Genomic DNA, 26,943 nt, shown 5'->3' with positions numbered 1-26,943 from the left:
GAAGAAGCATGGCGACCAACGCTTTGAATAAGACCATCTGGGCCAATGCGGGCAAGGGCGCTATCCTGCCCTTCGCCACCCTGATGCTGGTCGGGCTGATGATCGTGCCGGTGCCGTCGCTGGTGCTGGACATCGGCTTCATCACCAATATCATGATCAGCCTGGCCGTGCTGATGGTCGCGCTCAATGCCGCCAAGCCGCTCGACTTCTCTTCTTTCCCCACGGTGCTCCTGTTCGCGACATTGCTGCGCCTGTCGCTCAACGTCGCATCGACACGCGTCGTGCTGGTCGACGGGCATGAGGGCTCGGACGCCGCCGGCCATGTCATCGAAGCCTTTGGTCACTTCCTGATCGGCGGCGACTGGGCGGTTGGCATCTTCGTCTTCGCGATTTTGATGATCATCAACCTGGTCGTCATCACCAAGGGCGCGGGCCGCGTGTCGGAAGTGTCGGCGCGCTTCACCCTCGATGCCTTGCCCGGCAAGCAGATGGCGATCGACGCCGATCTCAACGCCGGCCTGCTGACGCCGGACGAAGCCAAGGCCCGCCGCGTCGAGGTGACGACCGAAGCCGACTTCTACGGATCGATGGACGGCGCGTCGAAGTTCGTGAAGGGCGATGCCGTCGCCGGCATCCTCATCCTCGTCATCAACATTCTCGGCGGCCTTGTGCTCGGCGTGATGAGCCACGGCATGACGATGGCGGACGCCGCGCAGACCTATGTGATGCTCGCGATCGGCGACGCGCTGGTCGCACAGATCCCGGCGCTGCTGCTGTCGATCGCTGCCGCCGCCATCGTCACCCGCGTCTCCTCGCCCTTCGATCTGTCGGGTCAGATCACCAGCCAGTTCGGTTCGGCCAAGGCCTGGGTGCCGGTTGCCGGCATCCTGTTCCTGCTCGGCGTGATGCCGGGCATGCCGCACCTCATCATCCTGCCCGCCGCCGGCATTGCCGGCTGGATCGCCTGGCAGCTCCGCAAGCAGCCGGCCAAGGAAGCCGCGGCGATGGCCGCGGCCGAAGCCGAGGCTGCCGAAGCCGCCGCCACCAGCGATCCGGTGCCGGCGACAATCGGCTGGGATGAGGTTTCGGACGGTGCCGTGCTCGGGCTGGAACTTGGCTACGGCCTCATCGCCATGGTCGACGAGCGCAAGGGCGCGCCGCTGATGGCGCGGATCACCGGCATCCGTCGCCAGTTGAGCCGCGAGCTCGGCTTTGTCGTGCCGATGGTGCGGGTGCGCGATAATCTGTCGCTGGAACCCAACGCCTATCGCATCACCGTCGCCGGCGTGATCATGGGCGAGGACGAATGCTGGCCCGAAGATCTGCTCGCGCTCGACAGTGGGGCGCTGGAAGGCACGGTCGAAGGGCGCAATGTCCGCGATCCGAGCTTCGGCCTCGAAGCCGTGTGGATTTCGCCCGACAAGCGCACCGAAGCGGTGGTGGCTGGCTATACCGTCGTCGATCCGGCGACGGTGATCGCGACGCATCTCAACCAGATCATCGCCAATGCCGCGACCGACCTGTTCGGCATGGACGAAGCGCAGAAGCTGCTCGACGCGCTGAAGGATGCCGCGCCGCAGCTCGTGCAGGGCCTGACCCCGCAGCCGCTGTCGCTGGGCCAGATCACCGGCCTGTGCCGCGGGCTGCTGGCCGAAGGCGTCCCGCTCAAGGATTTCCGCCGGATCGCCGAAGCCATGGCCGAATCCGCGCGCGAGGAAAGCGATCCTTCCGCGATGCTGGAGGCGGTGCGCATGCGCATCGGCCCGATCATTATCCAGACATTGGTGCCGATCCGCATGCCGTTGCCGGTGGTGACGCTCGACGGCGGACTGGAGGCGCTGCTCGCCCAGGCCGTGCGCGCGGGGCCCAATGCGACCCATCCGTTCGAGCCGGGGCTCGCCAATCGCGTCGTCAGCGCCGTCAGCGAAGCGGCCCAGCCGCTGCTGGCCGAAGCGCGCCAGTTCGCGATCGTGACCTCGCCGCTCGCGCGCCGACCGCTCGCGCGCCTGCTGAAGCCGCATCTCGCCGATGTGCCGATCCTCTCCTTCCTGGAGATACCAGACGGCAAGCCGGTCGAAGTGGTGGCGGTGGTCGGTGGTGCGAATGCGTCACCCCACCAAGAACGCGAACTGGTGCGGTGATGATGTTTATAGCGACTTTCGTGAAGGGGGCAGAATATGGCCTTCGGTAACGCCGCCGCCAGCCAGACCTATCAGCGGCGGCCTGCAAAGACCGCTCCGGGCGAACTCGCGCGCGAGCATATGCCGCTCGTCCGCCGTATCGCCTGGCACGTCCATGGCCGCGTCTCGAACGCGATCGATGTCGAGGATCTGATCCAGATCGGCATGGTCGCGCTGGTCGAGGCGGCGAACAATTTCGAGGATCGCGGCTTCGCTTTCTCGACCTATGCGACGATGCGCATCCGCGGTGCGATGATCGATCATCTGCGCCGCCACGCCACGATCTGCCGATCGGCGATGGGCCGACGCCGTGAGATCAGCGCGATGCGCGCAAAGGTGGAGCAGACACTGGGCCGCCCGGCGACCGACGCCGCGATGGCGGATGCCATGGGCATGACCGCCGACGAGTATCGCGAGGCCGTCGACAGCACCGAATCGATCCGCCAGGAATCGCTCGACGAGGTTTATTCAGACCAGTCGATGTGGTTCGCCGATGTCGAGGAGCGGGTGGACCAGACCCTGGAGCGCGATGAGCTCCGCGATCTGCTGGCCGGCCATATCGCCGACCTGCCCGAGCGCGAGGCGCTCGTCCTGCAGCTTTATTTCGTCGAGGAAATGAACCTCGACGAAATCGGCATGACGCTTGGCGTCGGCGCGGCGCGCGTCTGCCAGATCAAGAAGGCCGCGCTCGATCGCCTGCGGGGGAAGCTGGCCGACTACCGTTGATGCGGCGGTCGATCCGGTCGACCTTCTCGGCAATAGCGTTCAACCGGTTGGCGAGTTCGCCCTGGCCGTCACGGATCGCGTCCACCCACAAGGCGTTGCCGCCCATATTCTGATAGCGCGCCAGATCCTTGCGGAAATCATCGAAAGCGGCGCGGACATCCTGTGCCGTCGCAGCGCCGCCGGTGGGCGAAACAGCCGCCGGCACGCCATGGGATTGCGCCGGAAGGACCTTGGGCGCAGCCGCTGCGCGCTCCACCACCTTCTCAAGAGCCGCGATGCGCTGATTGGCTTCGGCGACATTGCGGCTGGCGACCAGCAGACCGATCGTGGCGATCAGGCTGGTGAAGATGCCGAGCGTGGCGATCACCATCGGCAGATTGTTCTTGAGGCCGGCCAGGGGATTGCGCTTGCGGCGCGGGGTGGCGGCGGGTTGGTCGCCGGCTTCGGCCTTCTCTTCACCCTCGGCGGCCGGCATTTCGGCCTGGACGGCATCCTCGGCGGGATCGGTGAAGTCCACGGCGTCGTCGAACGCTTCGGCTTCCGGTTCCTTGTTCATGCCCGATCCCTTCCCAGCCAAGCCCCCACCGGCTTCCAAAAAAGTTGAGGCTCCCGGCGCGTGGGGGTTGCGCCGGGAGCCCCGTTTTTGCCCATTAAGGAGGACCAGTTCCTTAGCGGAGCAAGCTCAGCACACCCTGGGCGCTCTGGTTCGCCTGGGCGAGCATCGCGGTCGCGGCCTGGCTCAGGATCTGAGCCTTGGCGAGCGAAGTCGTTTCCTTCGAGAAGTCGGTGTCCTCGATGCGCGACCGGGCTTCGGTGATGTTGGTCTGCGACGAGGTCAGCACGTTCACGCGGGTCTCGAGGCGGTTCTGGATCGCACCGAGGTCACCGCGGGTCGCGGAAACCTTGTCGATCGCCTTGTCGATCGCCTTGAGGGCGTTCTGCGCGCCTTCCTTGGTCGTGATCGACAGGCTGCCGGCGAGCAGCGCGTCATCGCCACCCTGGGTAGCCAGGCCGACCTTGGCCACCGAAGCCGAGCTGCCTTCGACGCGGATGGCGGCGCCATCGGCCGAAGCGAGCGTGATACGGCCACCGATGGTGATGCCACCGCCGCCGAGCGTGCCGGTGCCGGCTTCACCTTCGAAGGAGGTGACGCCCGTGATCATGCTGTTGGCGTCTTCGACGGTGATGTTCGCACCCTGATCCGAAGTCAGGATCAGCGCACCATTGTCGTCCGAGGTCGCACGGACGCCGTTGATGCCCGCGCCGTTGATCGAGGTGACGACATCCGCGAGGTTGACGGCGGCCGAAAGATCGACGGTCGCGCCGTTGATCACGACACCGGCGCTGGCGGCAGTCAGATCGACCGCAACCTTGACGACGGTCTTGGCAGTGGCCTGGACACCGGTCTGCGAGGACACCGCGTTGATGGCGGCAGCCTTCGACAGGGCCGAACCATCGGTGGACTTGCCGACGGCGACGCCGTTGATCTTGACGTCGTCGGTGGTGGCAAGCGCCGCCGTGGTGTCGACCGCCGAGCTCGAGAATTTGGCGCCGTCCGACGTTTCGTTCAGGCCGAGAGCCTTGACGTCGGCGAGCGTGCCGGCGCCGCCGACGAAGCCGTTGGCGTCGTTCTTGGCCTGGACCTTGATGTCCGAACCGTCGACGCTGCTCAGCGCCACATAGCCACGATAGGTGTTGGCGGTGAAGCCCGCGCTCGTCGGCGCCGTACCGGCGATGACGATATCCGCACCCGTGTCGTTCGACAGCGAGATCGTGCCGTCGTCGTTCAGCGCGGCCGTGACGCCCGAGGCATCGCGGTTGATGTTCTTGACCAGCTCTTCAACGCTGCCCGAGGCACCGATGCTCTGGCCGTTGACGGTGAGCGCGCCGGCCACGAACGTCGTCGCGTTGGGCTGTGCGCCCTTCAGCGTGTTGTAGGCAGTCGCCTTGACGTTGGTGTTCGACGTGTTGGTGTTGATCGCGGTGGCGAGCGCCGTCGCGGTGTTGGCAGTCGGTGCGGTGGCGAAAGCCGCCTTGCCGTTGATCAGCACGTCATCGGTGGCGAGGCCCGAAACGGTGCCGACGCGGCCGGTGGTGAGCTGGCCATCGACCTTGTAGCCGTTGAGGCCGAGATCCTTGGCAGACGTGCCACCGATCGAGAAGCTGACCGTGTCGCCCGCCTTCGTGCCGGTCTGCAGCTGGACGTTCTTGGAAGAACCGTCGAGCAGCTTGATGCCGTTGAACGAGGTGGTGGCGGCAACGCCGTTCACTTCGGAGACGAGCTGCGTAAGCTCGGCCTGGAGGGTCTCGCGGTCGCTGGCGGAGTTGGTGCCGTTGGAGGACTGGACGGCCAGTTCGCGCATGCGCTGCAGCATGTTGGTGACTTCGCCCAGCGCGCCTTCAGCCGTCTGCGCCATCGAGATGCCGTCATTGGCGTTGCGGATGGCGACGGCGAGGCCCTTGACCTCGGAGGTCATGCGGCTGGCGATGGCGAGGCCGGCGGCGTCGTCCTTCGCGCTGTTGATGCGCTTGCCGGTCGACAGGCGCTCCATCGCGGTCTGAAGAGTCTGGTTCGCTACCCGCGAACCGTTCTGGGCGCGCATTGCGCCAACATTGGTGTTGATGACAGTCACGGTCGTTCCTTTCCCGCTTCGATAAGCTAGGCTGTCCGACCACTGGTCCATGGCAGCCACGATCCGGATAACGGCGGGCCCGGGAGGAGTTTTAGGGGAGGGGGGCAGCAATTTTTTCAGGCGCTGCGACCGGATGGACGAACAGTGTCCTACGCGCGTGTTCGCGCCTCACATGCGGGCCTGCGTAGCGGCGCGAGCGCGGAAACAAAGCTAATTAACGAAATTAAGTCGTTGGTAACCATCTGAGCTTATTTTTTCTCCTGTGAGGGAAGCGCCATCAGGTCGATGGCCGACACAGGGGGTTCGCGAATGCGGATGATCGGTCTCAGCGAAAGAGCGGCGGAAGCCAATCCCACGCTGGCGAGCTGGCTCCAGGGGGTCGGTTTCGACGCGGCGATCGTCGCCGGTGGCGAGCCCCGCGAGCGCGACGAGATCCGCATCCTCGACGCCGGCGAAATCGCCGTCGCCACGCATCGCGACCTGATGGTCGAATTCACCCCCGGATCGCCCGAATATCACCCCGCCGCCAACGGCATGCCGGCACGGCTGCGCTTCGGCTTCGAGGACATGGCGTTCGGCCATGCGTTGATCGCCGAACTGGTCCGCCCGGCCTCGCGACCTGCGTGCGGCGAGCCGGAAAGCGCGAAATTCCTGGCACTTGCCACCAAGGTCGCCCGTTCGGACGCGACCGTGCTGGTGCTCGGCGAAACCGGCACCGGCAAGGAAGGCGTCGCCCGTTATATCCATGCGGTCAGCCCGCGCGCGACCAAACCGTTCGTTGCGGTGAACTGCGCTGCGCTCCCTGAAACCATGCTCGAAGCGATGCTGTTCGGGCACCAGAAGGGCAGCTTCACCGGCGCCGGTGCGTCGGGCGAGGGTCTGTTCCGCGCCGCCGATGGCGGCACGCTGCTGCTGGACGAGGTGGCCGAGCTGCCGCTCGCGCTCCAGGCGAAATTGCTGCGTGCGCTGCAGGAACGCGAAGTGCTGCCGGTCGGCGCCACCAAGAGCGTGTCCGTCGACGTCCGCATCATCGCCGCCGCCAACCGCGATCTCGCTGCCGAAGTCGCCGCCGGCCGCTTCCGCGCCGATCTTTACTGGCGGTTGAACGTCATGCCGCTCAACCTGAAGCCGCTGGGCGAGCGTCGGCTCGACATCCGCGCGATCAGCGCCGCGCTGCTGGTGCGCCATGTGCCGGCCGGCGACGCCTTCGCCTGGCCGACCGCCGCGGCGCTGGATCGGCTGATGGCGCACAGCTGGCCGGGCAATGTCCGCGAGCTTGAAAATGTCCTCCAGCGCGCGCTGCTGCTGCGCGAGGGTGATCGCATCGAAGCCGACGATCTCAGCATCGAAGTGGCCGTGACCGAGCCGGTCTGCGCGCCCAGCCTGCACAGCCTGGTCGTGCAGGAAGCCATTGCCGAAAGGCCTATCCGCCGCCTCGCCGACATCGCCCGTTCGCTGCAGGCGAAGGCGATCGAGGACGCGCTGGCTGCGACCGGCGGTCACCGCGTCCGCGCTGCCGAGCGGCTGGGCATCAGCGAGCGCACGCTCCGCTACCGCCTCGCCGACATGCGCGTCGCGGCCTGAGGGAATAGGGCATGAGCCGTATCGACAGTTCCAGCCTGCTGCAGATGCGCAGCGCGATCCTGCAGCAAAATGCTGCACTTCAGCGCGCCGCCCAGAAGCCGGCTGATGCCGCTCCGCTCGCCGCGCCCGGCGTCGGTGATCCGCAGAAACCCGCGGATTTCACCAGCGCGATGGGCAAAGCGCTGTCGGCGGTCAACGATCTCCAGTCGAAAGCCGGTGCCGCTTCGGAATCCTTCGAACGCGGCGAGACGACCGATATTGCTGCGGTCATGCTGCAGCGCGAACAAGCCAACCTGGGTTTCCAGGCCACCCTCCAGGTCCGCAACAAGCTCCTTGCTGCATACAAGGACATCATGAGCATGCCGGTATAATCCATGGCCGAGATCGCAGCCCCCGCCGCCGCCGCCATTCCTGGTCGCGCCCTTGCCATTCCCGCCGCCGGGCGCCCGCCTGCGGGACAGATGATCGATCGGCTGAAGGGTATGATCGATCAGCCCGCCGTGCAGCGCAGCCTGCCGATGATCGGGCTGATCGCGATGCTCGGCCTCGCCGCGCTCGCCTGGATGGCCTTTTCGCAGGCGCCGCAGCGCGATCTGTTCCGCGGCCTCGCCGATGCCGACAAGGCCGCCGTCGCCGATGCGCTGACGTCCGCCGGTGTCGACTATGCGATTGACCGCAACACCGGCACGCTCACCGTTTCCGACGCCGATTTCTACCGCGCCAAGATGCTGCTGGCCCAGCAGGGCCTGCCCAAAAGCGCGCCCGACGGCGATGCCATGATCAGCTCGCTGCCGATGGGCGCGAGCCGGGCCGTGGAAGGCGAACGTCTGCGCGGCGCGCGCGAGATGGATCTTGCCCGCACCATCGAACAGATCGATTCGGTCGCCGCGGCGCGCGTCCATCTTGCGGTCGAGCAGCCGAGCGTATTCCTGCGCGATGCCAAGCAGTCGGCCGCGTCGGTGATGCTGCAGCTTCAGCCCGGCCGCTCTTTGGGCGATGCTCAGGTGCGCGCGATCACCCATCTCGTCGCATCCTCGGTTCCGGGGCTCAGCCCCGACGATGTTTCGATCGTCGACCAGACCGGCAAGCTGCTTTCGGGCGCTGGCGGTGATTCGGCGACCGATGCCAGCGAGCGCCAGATCGAGATCCAGGCCAAGATGGAGCAGCGCTATCGCGAAGCGCTCGACAAGTTGCTGATCCCGATCGTCGGGGCCGGCAACTATACCGCCGAGGTTCATGCCGATCTCGATTTCGCGGAAGTGCAGGCGACGCGCGAAAGCTATCCCAAGGATCTCGGCACGGTTCGCGCCGAACAGGGCGGCTGGACCAAGGAAGGCGGCCCCGCCGGCCCCGAAGCTGTCGGCGGCGTGCCCGGCGCCATCTCCAATACTCCGCCCCCGGCCTCGCAGGTTGCGGCTGCGCCCAATGGCGCGGTGACCCCGCCGGTGCCTGGTGCGCCCGATGCCGCCGCCGCGACCGCAACCGGCGCGCGCGACCGCACCAACGAGAATTACAGCCGCACCTTTGAAGTGGGCCGCGAGGTTTCCGTCACCCGCAATCCGGTCGGCACCGTCCGCCGCCTTTCGGTCGCGGTCGCGCTCAAGGATTTGAACGGGAAAACGCGCCCCCGTGCCGAGCTCACCGCGATCGAGGATCTGGTGAAGGGCGCGGTCGGCTTCGACCAGAACCGTGGCGACACCATCGCTGTCAACAGCCGCAAGTTCGCCGACGTCAATGTCGAGGCGGCCGGCAGCAACTGGTGGGATGCCCCCTGGGTGTCGCTCGCAGCCCGTAACCTTTCCGCGCTGCTGATCGCCGCGCTGCTGGTGTTCGGCGTCGGCCGTCCGCTGCTCAAGCGCCGCGCTGCCGTTGCCACCCAGCGCGCCGAGCAGGCTGCGGTCAGCCGGGAAGCGACGCGTGGCCAGGTAGGCCGTGAAATCGCCGCCGCGGTTGCCCAGGAAACCCGCATCGACCCGAGCCGTCCGGTGACGCTCGACATGATCGAGGCGACACCGGGCTATGCCGATCGCGCCGAACTGATCCGCAGTTTCGTTCGCCAGGATCCGTCGCGCGCCGCGCTCGTCGTCCGCGACCTGATCCGTACCGACACCCCCGCAGGAGACGCCCGCAATGGCTGAGGCCGATACCCTTTCGCGTGAAGCCAGCGAACGTATGCCCGCTGGCTGCGAAGCCGCGGCGATCCTGCTGATGCTGCTGTCGGAAGAGGAAGCCGCCGACGTGCTGGCCCGCCTTGATCCCGAAGAGGTACAGGCGTTGGGCGGCGCGATGTTCGGCGTGGCCGACGTGACCGAGCATCAGGTGAACGGCGTGCTCGACCTGTTCGTCGATCGCGCCCGCGCCCGCACCACCATCGGCTTCGCCGCCGATCGCCATATCCGCGGCATGATGGAACGCGCGCTGGGCAATGACCGCGCCGATAATATCATGGCCCGCATCACGCCGCCGACGCGGACCAACACGCTCGACGCGCTGAAGTGGATGGACCCGCGCACGATCGCGACGCTGATTGAAAGCGAGCATCCGCAGATCGGTGCGCTGGTGCTCGCCCATCTCGATCCGCCGATCGCGGCTGACGTGCTGCAACTCGTCGACGAGGAGGCGCAGACCGACCTCATCTATCGCATCGCCAAGCTCGGCCCGGTGACGTCCGAAGCGCTGGAGGATCTCGAGCGCGTTCTGCTTCGCCAGCTCGGCGCGACGATGCGCGGCGGCACCACGTCGCGTCGTGGCGGCGCGAGCGAGGCCGCGAAGATCGTCAACAATACGCGGACCACCGCAGAGCAGCGGATCATCCGCTCGCTCAACAAGCTCGACAAGACGCTCGCGCGGACGATCGAGGACGAGATGTTCGTGTTCGACAATCTCAACGCGCTCGACGAGAAGAATCTCGGCACGCTGCTGCGCGGCATCGACAATTCGATCCTGGTCGTGGCGCTGAAGGGCGCGGACGAGAAGCTGCGCAACAAGATGCTCGGTTGCATGTCGAGCCGCGCCGCCCAGTCGATCGTCGACGAAATGGCCGAACGCGGCCCGATGCGCCTGGCCGATGTCCAGGACGCGCAGAAGGAAATGCTCGGCATCGCCCGCCAGTTGGCGGCAGCCGGCACGATCAGCCTCGGCGGCAAGGGTGACGACTATGTCTGATATGTGGAGCGCCGCCACCGGCATCGCCGCCGCGCGTCTGGGCGATTTTGCCCGCGACGCGAACCCGACAAGCTTCACGCCCTGGGCGACCTCGCGATCGGCCGCGCCGCGCGTGATCGAGCCGATGGTGCGTCATGCCGCTGCGCCGGAACCTGTCGAAGATATGGCCACGATCGAGGCCGAGGCTTTCGCCGCCGGCTTCGCGGAAGGGCGCCGGACGGTCGAAATGGAGTTCGCCGCCGAACGCGACGCGATCCTGCGCCTCGCCGAGACGCTGGAGGTGCTGCGCCCCGAGCCGCATCACGAACTGGGCCTGCTGCTGGCGGAAACCGTCGAACGGCTGGTCCGCCAGATCGTCGGCGAAGTGACGCTGGACAACGACATCATCCTCGCCCGGGCCAATGCCGCGGCCGAGCTGATCGCCGAAGAATCCACGCCGGCCCGGATGCGGCTGTCGCCGGACGATTTCGAGCGGCTTCAGGGCGCAGACCTGCCGGTCCAGATGGTTGCGGACGAGAATATCGTGCCGGGCATGGTGCTGGTCGAAACCGGTGAGGGCTGGATCGAGGATGGCCCCGAAGTCGGCCTGGAAAAGCTGCGCATCGCGCTCGACAAGATGGGCGTTCCGCGGTGACGGGCGCGCTCGCCAGCCATGCGGCGTCGCTGCTCGGCAGCATCGACATCACCCATATGGGCCCGCGCCGGATCGGCAAGCTTGCGGCCTATGACGGGCTGATGCTGGAAGCGACCGGCTTCCACCAGCCGATTGGATCGGGCGCGCGCGTGATCGATGCCGACGGCAATGCGTGTCGCGCTGAAGTGGTCGGCTTTCGCGGCAACCGCACGCTGATGATGGCGCTCGACAGCGATGCGCCGCACATCACCGGCGCGCGGGTCGAGCCGGACAGCAAGGGCGGATCGGTTGCGGTCGGCGTCGAACTGCTGGGCCGCGTCATGGATGCGCTGGGCGAGCCGCTCGACGGCCTCGGGCCGATCACCACCGGCCACCGCTGGCCGCTGGCTGGTCGACTCGGCAATCCGCTCGATCGGGCGCGCGTGACCGAGCCGTTCGACATGGGTGTCCGCGCGATCAACGGCCTGCTGACCGCTGGTGTCGGCCAGCGTATCGCGATCGCGGCGGGATCGGGCGTCGGCAAGTCGGTGCTGATGGGGCAGATGATCGCCGGCGCGGAATGCGACGTCATTGTCGTCGGCCTGGTCGGCGAGCGCAGCCGGGAGGTTTCGGACTTCCTGGCGACCAAGCTTTCGGGGCCGGTGCGGCAGAAGAGCGTCGTCGTGGCGGTGCCGGCCGACCATCCGCCGCTGCTGCGCCTGCGCGCCGCGATGCGCGCGACCGCGATCGCCGAATTCTTCCGTGAGGCGGGCCTGCGCGTCCTGCTGCTGATCGACAGCCTTACCCGCGTCGCCCATGCGCAGCGCGAAATCGGCCTGTCGCTGGGCGAGCCGCCGACGATGAAGGGCTATCCGCCCTCGGCGCTCGGCCTGATCCCGCGTCTTATCGAGCGTGCGGGTGCGGATGCGCGCACCGGTGGTTCGATCACCGCACTCTATACGGTGCTGGCCGATGGCGACGATACCGACGATCCGATCGTCGATACCGCACGCGCCATCGTCGACGGGCATATCATCCTGTCGCGCAGCCTGGCCGAGCAGGGCGTGTTCCCCGCGATCGACGTCGGCAAATCGCTGAGCCGTGTCATGTCCGACATCGTTGAGCCCGAGCATCAGCGCGCGGCGGCCAATCTGCGCCGGCTGTGGGCGGTCTATGAGGAGAATCGCGATCTCATCCTGATGGGCGCCTATCGCGAAGGCAGCGACGCCCAGATCGACGAGGCGATTGCGCGCCATCACGATATCCACGCCTTCATCAAGCAGGGCCAGAAGGAACGCGTCGATTACGCCCAGTCCGGCGCCATGCTGCAACATGGGTTCGGCCAGTGAAGTCGGTCGTCAAGCGCCGCCAGCGGATCGTCCGCGTCCGCCGCGTCCAGCATCTGCAGGCGCAGGCGGTCGTGGCGCAGGCCGAGGGGCGACTCGCGTCGCTGGAAAACAGTTCGGACCGGCTGCGCATGCTGCGCGACAGCCTGGAGATCGAGCCGGGCATGGTTTCGGGCGCGAATCTCGCCAATGCCGGCGAAATGGCGATGCGGCTGGATAGCGCCCGCGCGGGCCTGACCGATGCGATCGTCGGCGCGAAGGCGGCGGTCGACAAATCCGCGGCGCTGCGGCTCGAAGCCCGCATCCGCCAGGAAAGCGCCGAGCGGCTGGGGGAAAAGGCCGCGCGCGCGCTCGAAGCCTATCGTGAGCGCCGCGCCGCCGGCGCCGGCCGCCGCCGCACGCTGGGGGTTGAGGGGAAAAACGCATGATCGGCAACGCCTCCACCGCACTCGGCAATTTGTTCGCCGGCCTGCGCCTCACGTCTTCGGGTGCGAAGCAGGGGGGCGAGGCGGGCGCGATCGATTTCGGTTCGGTGGTTGCCGGCCTTGGCCAGCCCGAAGGTGGCGAGCAGGCCGCGATTCTGCTCGGCGATGCGGGTGTGGTTCCGGGTGCGATTGCGGTCTCTGCCGCACCCGTCGATGGATTGTCGGTCGAAGGCGCGCCGACGGCTGCGAACGACGAGGCGGCGGCGCCAGAGCTGCTGTCGCTGATCGAACAGCTTCAGGGCAAGCCGGTGGCACCGCCGACGATCCTGCCGGTGGCCGAAGGGCTTCCGGCCGGCAATGCCGCACCGGTTTCGCCGGAAACGCTGCTGCCCGCTCCAGTCAAAGGCAAGAAGCTGCTGGCGGTCGAACCGACCGAGCTGCTTGCCGAGGGTTCCGTGGAGGTGACGCGTGGGGGCGTCATCTCCACGGAAAACGAGAGTGCTGCGGACAGCGATGAAGCAGACGCGGACCCGATTGCTACCTTGGCGGTGCAGGCCGACGTCGAGCCTGCGCCGGCTGTGGTCGCGCTGTCGGTCGCCCCGACGATCATCGCGCCGTTGCGTGCCGGGCGCACGATCTACACGACCGCAGCGCCGGCTCCGGCGACGCCGGCCGATCGGGCCGCGCCGAGTGCGCAGCCCGTTCCCACGCAGCCCGCAGCCGCGCCGATTACTGCAGCGGCGACGCAAGCCGTGGATTTCGTTCTGCCTGGCGATCAGGCGTTGCCCGCCACGGCGCAGGCGACCCCGGTGGCGCCCGCCGCGACGCCGGAGAGCACCACCAGCGACGGCATAATCTGGGAGCCCGTGCCCGCGCGGCCCATCTTCGCCGCCGCGGCTTTCGCACCGCCCGCCCCGCTCGCCGTCGATCAGAACGGCGCCGTCATCGCGCCGCCGGTCGACCAGCCTGTTACGGTGCCGGTGGATGTAATAACGGCGACCGCGGCTGGTATCGAGCCGTCCGGCGACTCCGCTGCGACGCAGGATGCCGCCGCCCCCGCAGCAGCGCCGGCCCGCACCGATTCGCTGCTCGCCATGGCGAACCAGCCCGCGCCTACCCCCGCGGTGGTGGCATCGCCGGCTCCGGTGGTCGATCTGCAGGCGATCTCCGCCGCGACTGTTCCCGCCAACACCGATATGACCCAACAGGTCATCGGTCATCATCTCGATCTGGCGCGGGACAGCGCCTGGCTCGACCAACTCGCCCGCGACATCGTTTCGGCTGGCGCGAACGACGCCAAGCTGCAGTTCAAGCTCAATCCCGAGCATCTCGGATCGCTCCATGTCGAGCTGATCCGGGGAGGCGACGGCGCTTCGGTGCGGATGACCACTGAAACCGAGGCGGCGCGATCGGCGCTGTCGGACGCGCAGGGCCGGCTGATTGCCGAAGCCCGCGCCCAGGGCATGAAAATCACTGAGACGCATGTCGATCTCAGCCAGCAGGGGGGGCGTGACCAGGGGCAGCGCGGCTGGGCGGATGGCCAATCGGGCCAGTCGCAATCGCAGCCGCAATCGTCACGCGTAAACGCGACGGTAACCATGAAGGCGCTAGACGCGGAACTGGCCGATCGCCGTGCCGCCTCCCACGAACGATATGCATGACGGGAATTGAAACGTGAGCGACGACAGCAAGCAGGCGCCCAAGAAGAAGGGCAAGCTGAAGACGATCATCATGGTGCTGCTGGGCGGCGCGATCCTGGCCGGCGGCGGCGTCGGCGCGGGCCTCTATGCGGCTGGCGCGGGCCTGGCCGGAGGCCACAAGGCCGAGCCGGAAGACCCCAACAAGCCCAAGCTGGTGCCCAAGGATGAAGCCGCCGGCGAAGGCGGCCATTCGGGCGAGAAGGCGCCGCGCGCGATCGAGGAAGCCATCGATCCGGGCAAGTATAAGGCGAGCTATTACGACCTGACCCAGAACTTCACGTCCAATCTGCGCGATTCGGACGGGTTCATGCAGGTCTCGCTCGGCATCTCGACCTTTTATGACCAGCGGGTGATCGATCGCGTCAAATCGCATGAGATGGCGATCCGCTCCGCCGTGCTGATGACGCTGGCCGATCAGGACTCGTTTGTGATTTCGACGCCCCAGGGCAAGAAGGAGCTTCAAAAAGCGTTGAAGAACGCGATAAACGAGGTCCTTGTCCAGAAAGAGGGCTTCGGGGGCGTGGACGACGTGTATTTCACCAATTTCATCATCCAGTGACGTCATGACGGACGAAAACTCCCTCCTCGGAGACGACGCCCTCGGCGCCCTGATGGCCGAGTTGACGGAGGTCGAGAGCGGCGGCGCCGGCAATGGTGCGGCCGGGGATTCGGTCGTCCGTCCCTTCACCTTCGGGCAGGACAGTTTCGCCTCTGCCGATCGCCTGTCGGGGCTCGAGCGGATGGCCGAACGGCTGGCGCGTCATTTGCGCACCGTGATCGAGCCGTTCGCGCGCACCAAAGTGCAGGTAACACCGGAACATCATCAGACGATGCGGTTCGATCGGTGGCGTGCCGACCTGCCGAGCTTCACCAGCCTCAGCCTCTATCGCCTGCGCCCGTTGAAGGGTGGCGTGCTGGCGATGATCGAGCCGGAATTCGTGACCGCGATGGTCGATGCCTTTTACGGCGGCAGCGGCACGGCGGTGAAGCATCGCGCGCGGGAATTCACGCCCACCGAGGAACGGCTGCTGAGCCGCATGGCGGATGGCGCGATGGAAGGCGTCGTCCAGGTCTGGTCGGATGTGACGACATTGTCGCCCAGCTTCGTGTCACGCGAGACCAATGCCGCTTATGCGAGCCTGGTTCGCGCCGATGAGCCGGTGGTGGTGCAGCGCTTCATCATCTCGCCAGGCACGGGCCGTTCTTCCAGCCTGTCGATCGTCTATCCGTTGGCCTCCCTGCGTCCCTATGAGACGCAGCTTGCCGCCAAGGTACATGCCGATCATGGGCCGGCCGACAGCGAATGGCGCGGCCGCATGGTTCACGCACTGGCCAATGTCCGGTTGCCCGTGCGCAGCGTGCTGGCGCGGCCCGAACTCACCGTCGCAGACCTGATGGCGCTGAAAGTGGGTGACGTCATCCCGATCACTTTGGCGCCCAAGGTTCCGCTGATTGTCGCGAACCGCAGGCTGGCCTATGGGACGATCGGGGAACAGGAAGGCCGGGCCGCTTTGATGGTCGAACATGTCGAACAGGGACAGTGAGATGAGCGAGACGAGCGAAGCCATGGCGGTCGCCGCCGATCCGCTCGCGGGTCGCAATCTGCGGATGCTCGCGGATATTCCGCTGCGCCTGTCGGTCGAGGTGGGGTCGACCTCGCTGAAGCTCAGCGAATTGCTCGACCTGGCCGAAGGCAGCGTCGTCGAACTCGATCGCCAGGCGAATGAATTGCTCGACATCCTCGTCAACGGCACCTTGGTGGCGAAGGGCGAGGTGGTGACGGTGAACGGCCGCTTCGGCATTCGCATCGTCGATGTCGTCGCCGCGGATGCGCGGCTCGCGGGGCTCGAACGCCGGGCATGATGACCGCTTATATCCTGCGCCTGCTGATCCTGCTGCCGCTGGTCGCAGGCATGGCCTTTGCAACCCTGTGGCTGTGGCGGAGGCTCCAGCCCGGCATGACGATGGGATCGCGCGAGCGCGCGGTGAAGGTGGTCGATGCGGTGCCGATGGGCACGATGGGCCGGCTCGCCGTCGTCGAATTTTCCGGCAAGCGCTATCTGGTCGGCGTATCGCGCGGCCGGATGGATCTGATCGCCGAAGGCGAGATCCCCGAGGGTGCGGCAGACAATGCCGGCTAAGGCGCGCCGCCGTTCCGGCCTACTAGCGCTGCTGATCCTGTTTGCCGCGCTGGCGGCGGCGTTGCTGTTCGCACACCCCGCTTTCGCGCAAGCCGTTCCCGCGGTCCCGCCGACCGTTCCGCCACCGGGTGGCCCCGGCGCACTCGATCGCGCGCTGAACACGATTTCCGGCGACGGCCGCCCGCTCTCGCTGTCGCTCCAGATCCTCGTCCTGATGAGCCTGCTGACGGTGCTACCGTCGCTGGTGCTGATGATGACGAGCTTCACCCGCATCATCATCGTCCTGTCGATCCTTCGTCAGGCGCTGGGCCTGCAGCAGACGCCGCCCAACCAGGTGCTGGTCGGCCTCGCGCTGTTCCTGTCGTTGTTCGTGATGCGGCCGGTGATCGAGCAGATCAACACCACCGCCTATACGCCCTATGGGGCCGGCCAGATCGGCATCGAGGATGCGATCAAGCGGTCCGGCACGGCGCTCCATGGCTTCATGGTCAAGCAGACGCGGCAGACCGACCTCAAGCTTTTCGCAGACCTTGCCGAAGCACCGCCCTTTGCCAAGCCGGCGGACATCCCCTTCACGATCCTGCTGCCGGCCTTCGTGACGAGCGAGCTCAAGACCGCCTTCCAGATTGGCTTCCTGATCTTCCTGCCCTTCCTGATCATCGACCTTGTCGTCGCATCGACCTTGATGGCGCTCGGCATGATGATGCTGTCGCCGTCGATCGTGTCGATGCCCTTCAAGCTGCTGCTATTCGTGATGGTCGATGGCTGGGCGCTGACGATGGGGTCGCTCGCAGGGTCGTTCGTCACATGATCGTAGCCGCCAACTTCTCCACCACCGTTTGTGTCGAGCGCAGTCGAGACACGTCTTCGAGCGAAGTCGAGAAGCCCTCGACTTCGCTCGGGCGGTCCCTCGACTTTGCTCGGGACAAACGGGTGGTGGCGGAGCCGGCAAGATGATGGCGAGCCCCGATTATTTCGTTGGGGTGGCGCAGCAGGCGCTGTGGGTGCTGGCGCTCGCGTCCGCGCCGATCCTGATTCCGGCGCTCGCCGCCGGCCTGATCCTCGGCATGATCCAGGCGGCGACCTCGATCAACGAGCAGACCTTGAGCTTCGTGCCCAAGCTGATCATCGTCGGCATCGCGCTCGCCATCTTCGGCGGGGCGATCCTGCTGCTTGTCGCTGATTTCACGCGGGACATGTTCGCCCGCATCCCGGATCTGATGCGATGATCCCCACCGGCTTCGCCGGGGTGGAGGCGCAGTTGTGGTTGTGGATGCTGGCGATGATCCGGCCGGGTGCGGCCTTCATCGCCGCGCCGGTGTTCGGCAGCCCGCAGGTTCCGGTCCAGCTCCGGCTGATCGTGGCGCTCGCTGTGGGTATTCCGGCGACGGCGGTGGTGCCTTTCGGCCTGCCCGATGCCGGCATTGTCTCGATCGAAGGTTTTGCGCTGGTCACGGGCGAGATCCTGATCGGCCTCGCCATGGGCTTTGCCGTCCAGATCGGCTTTTCGGCGGCATTGCTCGCCGGCGAAACGATCGGCAACGCCATGGGCCTTGGTTTTTCGAGCATGATCGATCCGCAATCGGGCCAGGCAAGCCCGGCGCTCGGCCAGTTCCTGTCGATCCTCGGCACCTTCCTGTTCCTGTCGATCGGCGGCCATCTCGCGCTCGCGGCGCTAGTGTTCGAAAGCTATGTCGCGCTGCCCCCCGGACAGGCCTGGCTTGGCGCGGCGAGCCTGAAGGGATTGGTCGATTTCGGCGGGATCGTCTTTTCGGCTGGCGTTGCGATCGCGCTGCCGGTCGCCTTCGCCATCATACTCGTCCAGGTGGTGATGGGCATGCTGTCGCGCTCGGCGCCGGCGATGAACCTCTTCTCGGTGGGCCTCCCCGCAGCACTGCTCGCCGGCATCATCCTGCTCGCCATCGCTGCGCCGGTGATGGCCGAAGCGATCCTGGCGGCGATCCAGCGCGGCCTTGAAATGGCCGGCGAACTTGCCCGCGGCGGCTGATGTCGATCGCATTTTAGCGCTTCGTTAACCATCCTGGCGCACTGCTGTTTCTCCATTTGCGGAGGAACGGGTGTCCGAGGGCGCCGACAAGGACCAGAAAACCGAAGCCCCGACCGACAAGCGCAAGCGCGAGGCGGTCGAGAAGGGTGACGTCCTTCAGTCCAAGGAATTGGGCACCGCGCTCGTCGTGCTGGCAGGCGCGGCGTGGATGGCGCTGGCCGGGCCATGGATGGTCGGCGCGCTGGAGGAGATGCTCCGCGCCTCGCTCACCTTCAACAGCTCCGCTGTTACCGATTTCGATCCCGGCCGCGCCGTGCTTTCGATGCTCGGCATCGTCGCTTTGCCGGTGGTGGTGCTGTTCGGCCTCACCCTGCTGGCGGCGATCGGCACGCCCGCCGCCCTGGGCTCGCTGGGCTTCCGCTGGGGGGCGGTGGCGTTCAAGGGCGATAAGCTCAACCCGCTCAACGGCGTGAAGCGCATCTTCGGCGCGCAGGGGCTGATCGAGCTTGGCAAGTCGCTCGCCAAGGTGATCGTGCTGGGCGCGGTCGGCTGGTGGCTGCTGTCGCACCAGGCCAATGCGATCGGTGCGCTGGGATCGCAGGATATCCGCCAGGCGATTCAGGATCTCGGTGGAAGCTTCAGCTTCGCCGTGCTGGTCATGGCGCTGGCGCTGGTTGCGATCGCGGCGATCGATATCCCCGCGCAGATCATGCAGCGCGGCGGCCGCCTGCGCATGACCAAGGACGAGGTGAAGCGCGAGCATAAGGAGAATGAAGGCTCGCCCGAACTAAAGGCGCAGCAGCGGCGCAAGGCGCATGAAATGGCTACGTCTGGTCGCAAGGCGATGTCGGAGGCGACGGTCGTGCTGACCAACCCGACCCACTTTGCCGTCGCATTGCGTTACCGCCCCGGCTTCGACACCGCGCCGGTACTGGTGGCGAAGGGCCGCGGTGTGACCGCAGAAGCGATCCGCGAGCTGGCCCGCGAAAATGCGGTGCCGATGCTGAGCTATCCGCAACTCGCCCGCGCCATCTATTACACGACGCGCACCAACCAGTTGATCCGCGACGATCTCTATCTGGCGGTCGCGACCATTATCGCCTTCGTGTTCAACATCGATCGCGCCATGGCAGAGGGCATCGCGCAGCCAGAGATCAGCGTGCCCGAAGGTGCCCGCTTCGACGAAGAGGGGCGCGCGACCGGTTGAGGTGCCAATGGATCGCGTTGGCCATCGACCGCTCTTGCCCTAGCTTGGCCGCATCGACCGGGTGCAGGAGGCCAGCATGAACCCCTTTCCGCAGGACATCTTCACCGAACCGAGTGACGTGGACCCGGACACGCTGGCCAATCTGGGGCCTCTGGCGCGGCTGGCCGGGCGGTGGGAAGCCGAGAAGGGGGTCGATATCAATCCCAAGGCCGACGCGCCCGAACGCCGGGTGTTCGTCGAGCGGATCGCGTTCGATGCGATCGACCCGCAGGCCAATGGGCCGCAACTCTTCTACGGTCTTCGCTATCATATCCACATCACGACCAAGGAGGAGGACATCACCTTCCACGATCAGGTCGGCTATTGGTTGTGGGAACCCGCCACCGGATTGATCCTGCAGACATTGGCGATCCCGCGGGGGCAGGTGGCGCTTGCTGCGGGCCAGGCCAAGATCGGCGACGACCAGCTGACGCTGACCGCGACACGCGGGCAGACCCAGGACGGCATCTGCTCGACCGCCTTTCTGGAATATGGCTTCCGGACCGACAATTACCGGATCGACGTGACATTCCATGGCGATGATGCGTGGAGCTACGACATTCGCACCACGCTGATGGTCCATGGCCGTTCCGAACCGTTCGAGCATCATGACCAAAACAGGCTGAGGCGCGTCGCCGCGGGCAAGCCCAACCCGCTCAAGCAGATATTGGATCGGCGCGCGAAGCAGGCCCCGCCAATATCATAACGCCGGCCGCTTACGGCCTGCTGCCGCCGAGTTCCACCAGTCCGACCCGGTCGCCAAGCTGATAGCTCGACACGATTTCAGGACGATAGGCCAGGTCGCGCCAGCACTCGCCCATGTCCGGTGAAAAATCGACGTCGTCGAACAGGACGAGGGCGTCCGCCTTCAGATAGGGTTTCAGCTTGTCATATTGCGCATAGACGAAATCCGAAGTGTGGATCGCGTCGATGAAGGCGATGTCTACCGATGCTTCGGCCAGCGTCGCGGCGGCGCATTCCTCGAATATGCCGCGGGTGAGGGTGAAGCGGTCGGAAATCGCGCGGAGATTGCTTTCGGCGATATCCGCCCAGATGAGATTCGGTTCATAGGTGAACAGCCGGCCACGCCCGCCCGCGAGCGCGAGGCCGGTCAGCCAGAACATGCCCGATATCCCGAACGCGGTGCCGAACTCGACGATCATGTCCGGCCGGCGCCTACTTACCAGCCAGGCGTAGAAGGCGCCCATATCCTCGGCCGTGCGCACCTGTTCGGACGTGCGGTTGCCGCTGGTGGCGTATGGATAATCCTTGACCTCGCTATAGCCCTCCCAAAGCGGCTGTTCGCCGAGCCGGCCGGTCTGTTCCGCACGGATGCGGACGCCCGACACGTCGATTTGCGACGGCGAAAATGTGGGTGGCAGCGTTGACTGCAACCAGCCGGCGCCCTGCTTCATGGGCCTGAGGCTGATGTCGCGCCGGCCAAGCAGTCGTTCTCGAAACTTCCTGAACATCGCAGTCTCCCGGCCTGGTCGCGGGGGTGGACGGACATTGTGTGAAATCGAGCGATGCAACGGCCGGCTAATCGAGTCGAGGTTGCACGAGGGAAGCTGACATAAGTTGCCGCGCTGCGCCATGGGCGGAAACGGCGGGAAGCCCCAATGTCGCGATGATGTGTCGGCAATAAATCTCGGTTTCGCATGCGTAATGCGGGCCGGGTTGCAGCAATGCGACGACGGGCCGATACGCTCCATGTTGCGACGCAGCGAACCGGGGGCTATCACGTAAGCGGGGCCAACATGGGTCGCGATGGCGAAGATAGCTTATTTCATCATGGTTCATCAGAAGCCCGCCCAGCTCAACTGGCTGATGCGGGCTATCGATGACGAGCGTGATCTGTTCCTGATTCATGTCGATGCGAAATCGGTGTTGGGCCTGCGCCCTCAGTGGCGCGGCATCTGGGGCGATGTGAAGCGCATCGTTGCTGGCAATCGCAATGTGCGGATGATGCGACCGCGCTTCACCAACTGGGGCGGGTGGACGCTTTCGCGCATCCAGCTCGACGCCATCCGCCAGGCTCTTCGTGCCGACCCGGACTGGACCCATTTCGTCAACCTCAGCGGCCAATGCTATCCGATCAAGCCGATGGCGGAGATCCGCGCGGCGATGGATGCGGCGGGCGACCGGCCGATGGTGGAGATGCGGCCCTTCGCTTCGCTGCCGCAGGATGACTGGCACCTGCGCTGGCACCCGATGTTCGAAACGCCGGTGAAGGCCTATATCCGCAAGGGCCGCAAGACGCCGCCCACCACGTTCCGACTGGAGCATAAAGGATCGCAATGGTCGATCCTGCCGCGATCCTTCTGCGAACAGGCGATCGCCAATCCGCTGTTGCCGGAGATCAAGCGCTATTTCCGCACCCTGCTGCTGACCGACGAACTGTTGATGCAGACGCTGGTCGCGAACGGCCCAGGCGCTGATGCCGTCACCCCACATTATGGGCGGGAGATCATCTGGCCCGGCCCCAAGGTGCTGGACATGGGCGATCTGCCCCGCCTGCGCGCCAGCCCCGGCCTGTTCGCCCGCAAGTTCGATCTCGATACGGATGCCGCGCTGATGCAGGCGATCGCCGGCGAATGCGGCTTCCGCCCCGGCCCGATGCCGGCATGAGGCGCGGCGGCTGATGCCCCTCGTCTCCATCATCGTACCGGCGTTCGACGCCGAACCCTTCATCGCAGCGACACTGGCGAGCGCATCGGCGCAGACGCTTCGCGATATCGAGATCATCGTCGTCGACGATGTTTCGCATGACAGGACGCCGGAGATCGTGGCGGCGGCCGCAGTGCAAGACCCGCGCATCCGCTTGATCCGCCAGCCGCGCAACGGCGGCCCATCCGTGGCGCGCAACACCGGCATCGCTGCCGCCACCGGAACGTGGATCGCGCTGCTCGATGCCGATGACCGTTATGAGCCCGATCGGCTCGAGCGCATGGTCGCCTGCGCCGAACGCCATGACGCGGACCTTGTCAGCGACAATCTGCTGCTGGTGCCGGAGGAACGGCCGGACGACACGCGGCCGATGATCCCGCCTGCCATCCTTGATAGCGAACGGACGCTTGGCATTGCCGAATTTGTTCGCCGCAACATCGCCGATCCCGAGGCGCCCGACGCCAATTATGGCTTCCTGAAGCCGCTGATGCGGCGCGCTTTTCTAGCGGAACATGCGATCCGCTATGACGAAAGCGTGCGCTTTGCCGAGGATTTCGCGCTTTATGCGCACTGCCTGCGCGCGGGCGCGCGCTGGTGGATGATGCCGCAGCCGCTCTACCGCTATCTCGTCCGCAAGAACGGGCTGACGCAGGTCCAGACCGTGCATGATCTGGGCAAGCTCCGCTCCGTGCAGCGGGTAATGCTGGACGAGGCGAGCCGGGCGGCGGATGCCGGGCTGGTCCGCCTGATCCGGCAGCATATGCGCGTGGTCGATCGCTGCTACCATTATCGCGCCTTCACCGATGATCTGAAGGCGCGCCGTTTCGGCCCGGCCATGCGCCGTGTATTGGCAGGGCCGCGCACGGCGGGGCTGATCGCGGAAGAATCGCTGCGTCAGGTGCCCATCATCGCGGCAAAGGCATTGCGTGGCGGCTACCGATCCCATGGCTGAGGCGGAGGCCGAAGGCGCCGATCGCTTCACCCCCACCGGCACCGCGAGCGAGCTCAAGCGGCGCTCGGCGATGGGAGCGCTGATCACGCTGGCCGTTCAGGGCGCCAAGATGGTGCTGCAGTTCGGCGCGCAAGTGGCGCTGGCGCGACTGCTGATGCCTTCGGATTTCGGCCTGGTAGCGATGGTGCTGCCGCTGATCAGCGCGATCCAACTGCTCAACGATCTCGGACTTTCCGCCGCGACCGTGCAGCGCAAGACGGTGACGCACGAGCAGCTTTCCGGACTGTTCTGGGTCAACACCGTCGCGGGCTTTTCGATGATGCTGCTCGCGGTTTTGCTGTCGCCGCTGGTCGGCGCCTTCTATGGCCGGGACGAACTGGTGTGGATCGTCATCGCCATGTCGGCGACCCTGCTGCTGTCGGGCCTGACATCGCAGCAGATGGCGATCCTGACGCGCGGCATGCGCTTCGGAGCCCTGTCGATCATCGATTTCGTCAGCATCCTTGCGAGCATCATTGCCGGCATCGCTGCGGCGTTGGCAGGCTGCGGCTATTGGTCGCTGGTGATCATGCAGGTGGTGAACAGCCTCACCATGCTCACGATCTGCTGGTCGATTTCGGGCTGGCGGCCTTCGTTCCCGCGCCGCGGCGTCGGGCTGAAACAGATGCTGGCCTTTGGCGGGCATGTCACCGCCTACAATATCCTCGGCTATCTCATCACCAACCTGCACAGCGTGCTGATCGGCGCGAAGCTGGGCCCGGCAGCGCTCGGCCTCTACGACCGGTCCTATCGCCTGGTCTTCCAGCCTTTATGGCAGACGACGACGCCAATCCTGCGCGTCGCGGTGCCGCTGCTCAGCCGCTTGAACGGGCAGGACGCGGAATATCGGCGATCCTATCTGTCGTTGCTGGGCGCGATGCTGATGCTGACCACGCCGGGCATCGTCGCCGCGATCGCGCTGTCGCATCCGTTGATCGTGGCGCTGCTCGGCGAGCGATGGGCGGAAGCGGCGCCGATCTTCGCCTGGCTCGGCGTGGCGGCGCTGACCTTGCAGTTGCGGCAGGCGGCGACCTGGCTCTACCAGAGCCAGGACCGCACGCGCGAGCAGCTCCATTGGGGCGGGATTGGATCGCTGGCGATCATATTATCCTATCCGATCGGCCTTCATCTGGGCGGCGTGGTCGGCGTGGCGATGGGCGCGGCGCTGTCGGGCCTGCTGATCCAGACGCCGCTTTTGTGGTGGAACGTGACCAGCAAAGGGCCGGTGCGGCTGGGCGATTTCCTCAGGCTTTCGGTCAAGATCTTTGGCGGCGCGATTCTGGGTGGCTTGGCTCTCCACTGGTTGCAGGCGGAGCTTGGCTGGACGGCGCTGTGGCAGATGGTGCTGCTGGTCGCCGCGTCCTACTTGATCTTCGGCCTGCTGACGGTGCTGTTGCCGTCCGGCCGCCGTTCGATCCGCGATATGGCGGCGTTCGCGCGCAAGCTTCGCGCCTAGCTGGCGACCGCCTGGCGGAAGGTGTCGACGGCCGCCTGCAACTGCTCCACCTTGTCCTGGAAAATCGTCTCGGCGCTCAGCCATTGCGGCCCTTGTGCAACCGCTCGCAACGCCTTGGCGGCGCGATCGGTGGCGGGGCCATCGAACAGAGGAATGATGCGCTTCACTACAGCTTTCACGCCTGCCGACGCGGGCACGCTGTCGATCAGCTTCACCTCGCCGGCATAGCGTTTCTGGAAATCGGCGATCAGCGCGTCATCGTCGCTGTCGCTGGAAAGCGATCCGCTCGGCACCTGGCCATCGGTCTCGGTCAGGCGTGTGATGCGATCGTAGCGGAAAGCTTCCAGTCGCGCGGTCGGCGGCAGGTTGACCGGGCGGTAGGGCAGACCTATCGACCCCAGCCAGTCGCGCCACTTGAAGACGCTTACCTCGGGCGAGATGATGACGGGAATCCAAGGGATGCGCAGCGTATCGGCGACGATCGCGCCGTGCATCGCCTCTGTCACCACCAGCCGGGCGCGGCCATAGGCTTCGAGGATGCGTTCGGGCCGCCCGCACGGATCGACGAACTCCATTCCCGCGCGCTCGGCCGCCTTCTGCCAGTGGCTGTTCACCAGCGTCCGATGGTGCGGCATGAACAGGATGGCGTCGCGCTTTGCCGCACGCGGGGCGAGCTCTGGTAGGGTCGCCAGCAAGGCCGCGCTGTCGGTAATGGCGGCTTCCGGCCGATGGATCAGCTTGCCGGTCAGCGGGCCGCGCACCGCGAGATAGGTCCAGTCCTGATACCCATCCGGCAGCCGCCCATAGGCGGCTCCCGAGCCCAGCACGAAGACGCGCTTGCCGGCCGTGTCGACGTCGCGGAAGCGATCGGTGTCGAGCAAACTGCCTATCCCGACCAATATGACGTCGTCGGGCACCTGGGCCGTTTCGGGGATCAGGCGCGGCCAGATCAATTCGTTGAGGTCATCGCCGAAATTGCCGACGGGATCACGATAATAAACGATACGCATGGTGCGGAGCCTATCTATTGCACCTGCGAACGGAAATATCCGATCAGCAGTAGCAGTCGCAAAAAAAGGTCGTCCGATCGCCGCGCGCGCCGAAAGCCGGCGGCGGAGACCGAAGCGAGGCGCTCGGCGAGGCTGCCGTCGGCCGCGCGGATGAAGCGCTCGATCCGCGCGCGGTCTGCCACGGACATGCGCTCGCCATAACGCCGATGAAGCTCGCGCACCTGCGACAATAGCGGATGCTGCCCCCGAAGCCTGCGGATCCGCGCCAGCCGATCCCGCCAGATACGGAAGTCCGAAGGCGCGCCGATCATGTTCGCACCATGCTGGCGGTAATGAAGCACGACGTCCTCGACGCGGATGATGGTGCCGGTGAAGGCGATCACCTGTTCGACCCACCAGTCGTGCATGAAGATGCGGTCGGCGGGTGGCAGATTGGATGCCACCAGCTTGTGCGCCGCCTGGTTCATCACCATCGTGCAGCCGGGCACCTGGTTTTCGCTGAGCAGGGCACCTTTGTCCGGCAGCGGCGGGAGTACGGGATCGCCGTCGATCGGTGCGCCCCTGGCATTGACGCGCAGGAAGGCGCCGAAGCAGAGCGCGGGCTGATCTGCCGGCAGGGCGGACAGCGCGGTCAGCTGCCGCGCCAGGCGGCCGCGCGGCCAGATATCGTCATGGTCGGCAAAGGCGATGAACGGGGCTTCGGCCGTCTGCTCCGCCTTCAGCAGTTCGAAGACGCTGCCGACGACGCCGAGATTTTTTCCCCGAATCAGCATGATCCGCGAATCAGTCGCGGCCAGCTCTTGCAGCATGGACATCGTATCGTCATCGGAACCATCGTCCCGGACGATCAAACGCACTTCCACCTCATCCTGCCCCACGATGGATTCGAGCTGCTCGCGGATGAAATCGCGACTGCGAAAGCTGGAAAGCAGAACGATTGCCTTCACAGGAAGCGTTTCTTTTCCATGACTTGTCCTTGTACGGCGACCATGCGGTGTGTCAGCGGAGACGACGATTTGTTGCATGTGCACAACGCACTTGCAACAAAGCTG

At 66.1% G+C, this 26,943-nt stretch carries 26 protein-coding genes and 2 pseudogenes; 22 read left to right on the top strand and 6 right to left on the bottom strand.

The genetic code is table 11. The features are described 5' to 3' along the window. The first annotated feature begins 8 nt into the window (after positions 1 to 8). Together flhA and ACFB49_RS17365 are read left to right on the top strand one after the other, a co-directional pair. Positions 9 to 2,141, top strand: coding sequence for a flagellar biosynthesis protein FlhA (gene flhA, locus ACFB49_RS17370; RefSeq protein WP_380872541.1), 2,133 nt, complete (start codon positions 9 to 11; stop codon positions 2,139 to 2,141). A gap of 36 nt (positions 2,142 to 2,177) precedes the next feature. Then, positions 2,178 to 2,906, top strand: coding sequence for a sigma-70 family RNA polymerase sigma factor (locus ACFB49_RS17365; RefSeq protein ID WP_380872540.1), 729 nt, complete (start codon positions 2,178 to 2,180; stop codon positions 2,904 to 2,906). Here the strand turns inward: ACFB49_RS17365 and ACFB49_RS17360 are convergent. The 3 genes and pseudogenes from ACFB49_RS17360 to ACFB49_RS17350 form a co-directional block, all read right to left on the bottom strand. After that, positions 2,854 to 3,462 (bottom strand): hypothetical protein, encoded by a 609-nt coding sequence (locus ACFB49_RS17360; protein ID WP_380872539.1) that lies wholly within the window; start codon positions 3,460 to 3,462, stop codon positions 2,854 to 2,856. The genes ACFB49_RS17365 and ACFB49_RS17360 overlap by 53 nt on opposite strands. Positions 3,463 to 3,574: 112 nt before the next feature. Continuing rightward, positions 3,575 to 3,826, bottom strand: a pseudogene (locus tag ACFB49_RS17355) (flagellin); the annotation flags it as partial. Between the two features lie 1,350 nt (positions 3,827 to 5,176). Beyond that, positions 5,177 to 5,509: pseudogene (locus tag ACFB49_RS17350) on the bottom strand (flagellin FliC); the annotation flags it as partial. A gap of 339 nt (positions 5,510 to 5,848) precedes the next feature. On the opposite strand from ACFB49_RS17350, the gene ACFB49_RS17345 reads away from it, so the two are divergent. The 17 genes from ACFB49_RS17345 to ACFB49_RS17265 all read left to right on the top strand — a co-directional run bounded on the left by ACFB49_RS17345 (position 5,849) and on the right by ACFB49_RS17265 (position 20,473). Next, positions 5,849 to 7,123 (top strand): sigma-54 interaction domain-containing protein, encoded by a 1,275-nt coding sequence (locus ACFB49_RS17345; RefSeq protein WP_380872538.1) that lies wholly within the window; start codon positions 5,849 to 5,851, stop codon positions 7,121 to 7,123. An 11-nt stretch (positions 7,124 to 7,134) separates the two neighbouring features. Next, the gene (locus tag ACFB49_RS17340; RefSeq protein ID WP_380872537.1) at positions 7,135 to 7,494 is read left to right on the top strand and encodes a flagellar hook-basal body complex protein FliE; all 360 of its coding nucleotides are present in this window, start codon (positions 7,135 to 7,137) and stop codon (positions 7,492 to 7,494) included. A gap of 3 nt (positions 7,495 to 7,497) precedes the next feature. Next, on the top strand, positions 7,498 to 9,261 hold the full coding sequence (gene fliF, locus ACFB49_RS17335) for a flagellar basal-body MS-ring/collar protein FliF (protein WP_380872535.1): 1,764 nt from the start codon (positions 7,498 to 7,500) through the stop codon (positions 9,259 to 9,261). After that, positions 9,254 to 10,288: a flagellar motor switch protein FliG gene (gene fliG, locus ACFB49_RS17330; protein WP_380872534.1), complete on the top strand. Its 1,035-nt coding sequence runs from the start codon at positions 9,254 to 9,256 to the stop codon at positions 10,286 to 10,288. Before fliF ends, fliG begins: the two co-directional genes overlap by 8 nt. Then, entirely contained in the window at positions 10,281 to 10,922 is a 642-nt protein-coding gene (locus ACFB49_RS17325; protein ID WP_380872533.1) for a hypothetical protein, read from the top strand. Before fliG ends, ACFB49_RS17325 begins: the two co-directional genes overlap by 8 nt. Beyond that, positions 10,919 to 12,250: a FliI/YscN family ATPase gene (locus ACFB49_RS17320; RefSeq protein WP_380872532.1), complete on the top strand. Its 1,332-nt coding sequence runs from the start codon at positions 10,919 to 10,921 to the stop codon at positions 12,248 to 12,250. The genes ACFB49_RS17325 and ACFB49_RS17320 overlap by 4 nt, the downstream gene beginning before the upstream one ends. Beyond that, positions 12,247 to 12,675, top strand: a complete 429-nt coding sequence (locus tag ACFB49_RS17315) for a hypothetical protein (protein WP_380872530.1) — start codon at positions 12,247 to 12,249, stop codon at positions 12,673 to 12,675. The genes ACFB49_RS17320 and ACFB49_RS17315 overlap by 4 nt, the downstream gene beginning before the upstream one ends. Beyond that, complete coding sequence (locus tag ACFB49_RS17310) at positions 12,672 to 14,333, top strand: flagellar hook-length control protein FliK (RefSeq protein WP_380872529.1); 1,662 nt, start codon at positions 12,672 to 12,674, stop codon at positions 14,331 to 14,333. The genes ACFB49_RS17315 and ACFB49_RS17310 overlap by 4 nt, the downstream gene beginning before the upstream one ends. 13 nt (positions 14,334 to 14,346) lie before the next feature. After that, positions 14,347 to 14,931: a flagellar basal body-associated protein FliL gene (gene fliL, locus ACFB49_RS17305; protein ID WP_380872528.1), complete on the top strand. Its 585-nt coding sequence runs from the start codon at positions 14,347 to 14,349 to the stop codon at positions 14,929 to 14,931. A 52-nt stretch (positions 14,932 to 14,983) separates the two neighbouring features. Then, positions 14,984 to 15,916, top strand: a complete 933-nt coding sequence (locus ACFB49_RS17300; protein WP_380872527.1) for a flagellar motor switch protein FliM — start codon at positions 14,984 to 14,986, stop codon at positions 15,914 to 15,916. 1 nt (position 15,917) lies between these two features. Continuing rightward, on the top strand, positions 15,918 to 16,235 hold the full coding sequence (fliN, locus tag ACFB49_RS17295) for a flagellar motor switch protein FliN (RefSeq protein WP_380872526.1): 318 nt from the start codon (positions 15,918 to 15,920) through the stop codon (positions 16,233 to 16,235). Beyond that, positions 16,232 to 16,513, top strand: a complete 282-nt coding sequence (locus ACFB49_RS17290; protein WP_380872525.1) for a flagellar biosynthetic protein FliO — start codon at positions 16,232 to 16,234, stop codon at positions 16,511 to 16,513. The genes fliN and ACFB49_RS17290 overlap by 4 nt, the downstream gene beginning before the upstream one ends. Continuing rightward, positions 16,503 to 17,324, top strand: coding sequence for a flagellar type III secretion system pore protein FliP (gene fliP, locus ACFB49_RS17285; protein WP_380872524.1), 822 nt, complete (start codon positions 16,503 to 16,505; stop codon positions 17,322 to 17,324). The genes ACFB49_RS17290 and fliP overlap by 11 nt, the downstream gene beginning before the upstream one ends. 145 nt (positions 17,325 to 17,469) lie before the next feature. Next, a complete protein-coding gene (fliQ, locus tag ACFB49_RS17280; RefSeq protein WP_380880012.1) occupies positions 17,470 to 17,742 on the top strand; it encodes a flagellar biosynthesis protein FliQ in 273 nt (90 codons plus the stop codon). After that, on the top strand, positions 17,739 to 18,521 hold the full coding sequence (gene fliR, locus ACFB49_RS17275; protein WP_380872522.1) for a flagellar biosynthetic protein FliR: 783 nt from the start codon (positions 17,739 to 17,741) through the stop codon (positions 18,519 to 18,521). The genes fliQ and fliR overlap by 4 nt, the downstream gene beginning before the upstream one ends. 70 nt (positions 18,522 to 18,591) lie before the next feature. After that, positions 18,592 to 19,728 carry a flagellar type III secretion system protein FlhB gene (flhB, locus tag ACFB49_RS17270; RefSeq protein WP_380872521.1) on the top strand — a complete coding sequence of 379 codons (1,137 nt, stop codon included), beginning with the start codon at positions 18,592 to 18,594 and terminating at the stop codon, positions 19,726 to 19,728. A gap of 76 nt (positions 19,729 to 19,804) precedes the next feature. After that, complete coding sequence (locus tag ACFB49_RS17265; protein ID WP_380872520.1) at positions 19,805 to 20,473, top strand: FABP family protein; 669 nt, start codon at positions 19,805 to 19,807, stop codon at positions 20,471 to 20,473. A gap of 10 nt (positions 20,474 to 20,483) precedes the next feature. Here ACFB49_RS17265 and ACFB49_RS17260 read toward each other — a convergent pair whose 3' ends face one another. Further along, positions 20,484 to 21,239: an O-methyltransferase gene (locus tag ACFB49_RS17260; protein ID WP_380872519.1), complete on the bottom strand. Its 756-nt coding sequence runs from the start codon at positions 21,237 to 21,239 to the stop codon at positions 20,484 to 20,486. A gap of 295 nt (positions 21,240 to 21,534) precedes the next feature. Between ACFB49_RS17260 and ACFB49_RS17255 the strand changes: the two genes are divergently transcribed. The 3 genes from ACFB49_RS17255 to ACFB49_RS17245 are packed head-to-tail and all read left to right on the top strand — an operon-like array spanning position 21,535 to position 24,881. Next, positions 21,535 to 22,395 carry a beta-1,6-N-acetylglucosaminyltransferase gene (locus ACFB49_RS17255; protein WP_380872518.1) on the top strand — a complete coding sequence of 287 codons (861 nt, stop codon included), beginning with the start codon at positions 21,535 to 21,537 and terminating at the stop codon, positions 22,393 to 22,395. A 13-nt stretch (positions 22,396 to 22,408) separates the two neighbouring features. Next, complete coding sequence (locus tag ACFB49_RS17250) at positions 22,409 to 23,386, top strand: glycosyltransferase family 2 protein (RefSeq protein WP_380872517.1); 978 nt, start codon at positions 22,409 to 22,411, stop codon at positions 23,384 to 23,386. After that, a complete protein-coding gene (locus tag ACFB49_RS17245; RefSeq protein WP_380872516.1) occupies positions 23,379 to 24,881 on the top strand; it encodes a lipopolysaccharide biosynthesis protein in 1,503 nt (500 codons plus the stop codon). Before ACFB49_RS17250 ends, ACFB49_RS17245 begins: the two co-directional genes overlap by 8 nt. On the opposite strand, the gene ACFB49_RS17240 is transcribed toward ACFB49_RS17245, so the two are convergent. Then, positions 24,878 to 25,891 carry a polysaccharide pyruvyl transferase family protein gene (locus tag ACFB49_RS17240; RefSeq protein ID WP_380872515.1) on the bottom strand — a complete coding sequence of 338 codons (1,014 nt, stop codon included), beginning with the start codon at positions 25,889 to 25,891 and terminating at the stop codon, positions 24,878 to 24,880. The two genes, ACFB49_RS17245 and ACFB49_RS17240, sit on opposite strands and share 4 nt — an antisense overlap. Before the next feature lie 14 nt (positions 25,892 to 25,905). Then, on the bottom strand, positions 25,906 to 26,838 hold the full coding sequence (locus tag ACFB49_RS17235; RefSeq protein ID WP_380872513.1) for a glycosyltransferase: 933 nt from the start codon (positions 26,836 to 26,838) through the stop codon (positions 25,906 to 25,908). Positions 26,839 to 26,943 lie beyond the last annotated feature (105 nt).

The sequence above is a fragment of the Sphingomonas sp. DBB INV C78 genome (assembly GCF_042693015.1).
Classification (GTDB): domain Bacteria; phylum Pseudomonadota; class Alphaproteobacteria; order Sphingomonadales; family Sphingomonadaceae; genus Sphingomonas_E.
This window is presented reverse-complemented; position numbering and strand designations above follow the sequence as displayed.

Excerpts from the sequence above, each read along its gene's own strand:
- flhA (WP_380872541.1), top strand. The coding sequence starts at position 9 with ATGGCGACCAACGCTTTGAATAAGACCATCTGGGCCAATGCGGGCAAG.
- ACFB49_RS17365 (WP_380872540.1), top strand. The coding sequence starts at position 2,178 with ATGGCCTTCGGTAACGCCGCCGCCAGCCAGACCTATCAGCGGCGGCCT.
- ACFB49_RS17360 (WP_380872539.1), bottom strand. The coding sequence starts at position 3,462 with ATGAACAAGGAACCGGAAGCCGAAGCGTTCGACGACGCCGTGGACTTC.
- ACFB49_RS17345 (WP_380872538.1), top strand. The coding sequence starts at position 5,849 with ATGCGGATGATCGGTCTCAGCGAAAGAGCGGCGGAAGCCAATCCCACG.
- ACFB49_RS17340 (WP_380872537.1), top strand. The coding sequence starts at position 7,135 with ATGAGCCGTATCGACAGTTCCAGCCTGCTGCAGATGCGCAGCGCGATC.
- fliF (WP_380872535.1), top strand. The coding sequence starts at position 7,498 with ATGGCCGAGATCGCAGCCCCCGCCGCCGCCGCCATTCCTGGTCGCGCC.
- fliG (WP_380872534.1), top strand. The coding sequence starts at position 9,254 with ATGGCTGAGGCCGATACCCTTTCGCGTGAAGCCAGCGAACGTATGCCC.
- ACFB49_RS17325 (WP_380872533.1), top strand. The coding sequence starts at position 10,281 with ATGTCTGATATGTGGAGCGCCGCCACCGGCATCGCCGCCGCGCGTCTG.
- ACFB49_RS17310 (WP_380872529.1), top strand. The coding sequence starts at position 12,672 with ATGATCGGCAACGCCTCCACCGCACTCGGCAATTTGTTCGCCGGCCTG.
- ACFB49_RS17300 (WP_380872527.1), top strand. The coding sequence starts at position 14,984 with ATGGCCGAGTTGACGGAGGTCGAGAGCGGCGGCGCCGGCAATGGTGCG.
- fliN (WP_380872526.1), top strand. The coding sequence starts at position 15,918 with ATGAGCGAGACGAGCGAAGCCATGGCGGTCGCCGCCGATCCGCTCGCG.
- ACFB49_RS17290 (WP_380872525.1), top strand. The coding sequence starts at position 16,232 with ATGATGACCGCTTATATCCTGCGCCTGCTGATCCTGCTGCCGCTGGTC.
- fliP (WP_380872524.1), top strand. The coding sequence starts at position 16,503 with ATGCCGGCTAAGGCGCGCCGCCGTTCCGGCCTACTAGCGCTGCTGATC.
- fliQ (WP_380880012.1), top strand. The coding sequence starts at position 17,470 with ATGGCGAGCCCCGATTATTTCGTTGGGGTGGCGCAGCAGGCGCTGTGG.
- fliR (WP_380872522.1), top strand. The coding sequence starts at position 17,739 with ATGATCCCCACCGGCTTCGCCGGGGTGGAGGCGCAGTTGTGGTTGTGG.
- ACFB49_RS17265 (WP_380872520.1), top strand. The coding sequence starts at position 19,805 with ATGAACCCCTTTCCGCAGGACATCTTCACCGAACCGAGTGACGTGGAC.
- ACFB49_RS17260 (WP_380872519.1), bottom strand. The coding sequence starts at position 21,239 with ATGTTCAGGAAGTTTCGAGAACGACTGCTTGGCCGGCGCGACATCAGC.
- ACFB49_RS17255 (WP_380872518.1), top strand. The coding sequence starts at position 21,535 with ATGGCGAAGATAGCTTATTTCATCATGGTTCATCAGAAGCCCGCCCAG.
- ACFB49_RS17250 (WP_380872517.1), top strand. The coding sequence starts at position 22,409 with ATGCCCCTCGTCTCCATCATCGTACCGGCGTTCGACGCCGAACCCTTC.
- ACFB49_RS17245 (WP_380872516.1), top strand. The coding sequence starts at position 23,379 with ATGGCTGAGGCGGAGGCCGAAGGCGCCGATCGCTTCACCCCCACCGGC.
- ACFB49_RS17240 (WP_380872515.1), bottom strand. The coding sequence starts at position 25,891 with ATGCGTATCGTTTATTATCGTGATCCCGTCGGCAATTTCGGCGATGAC.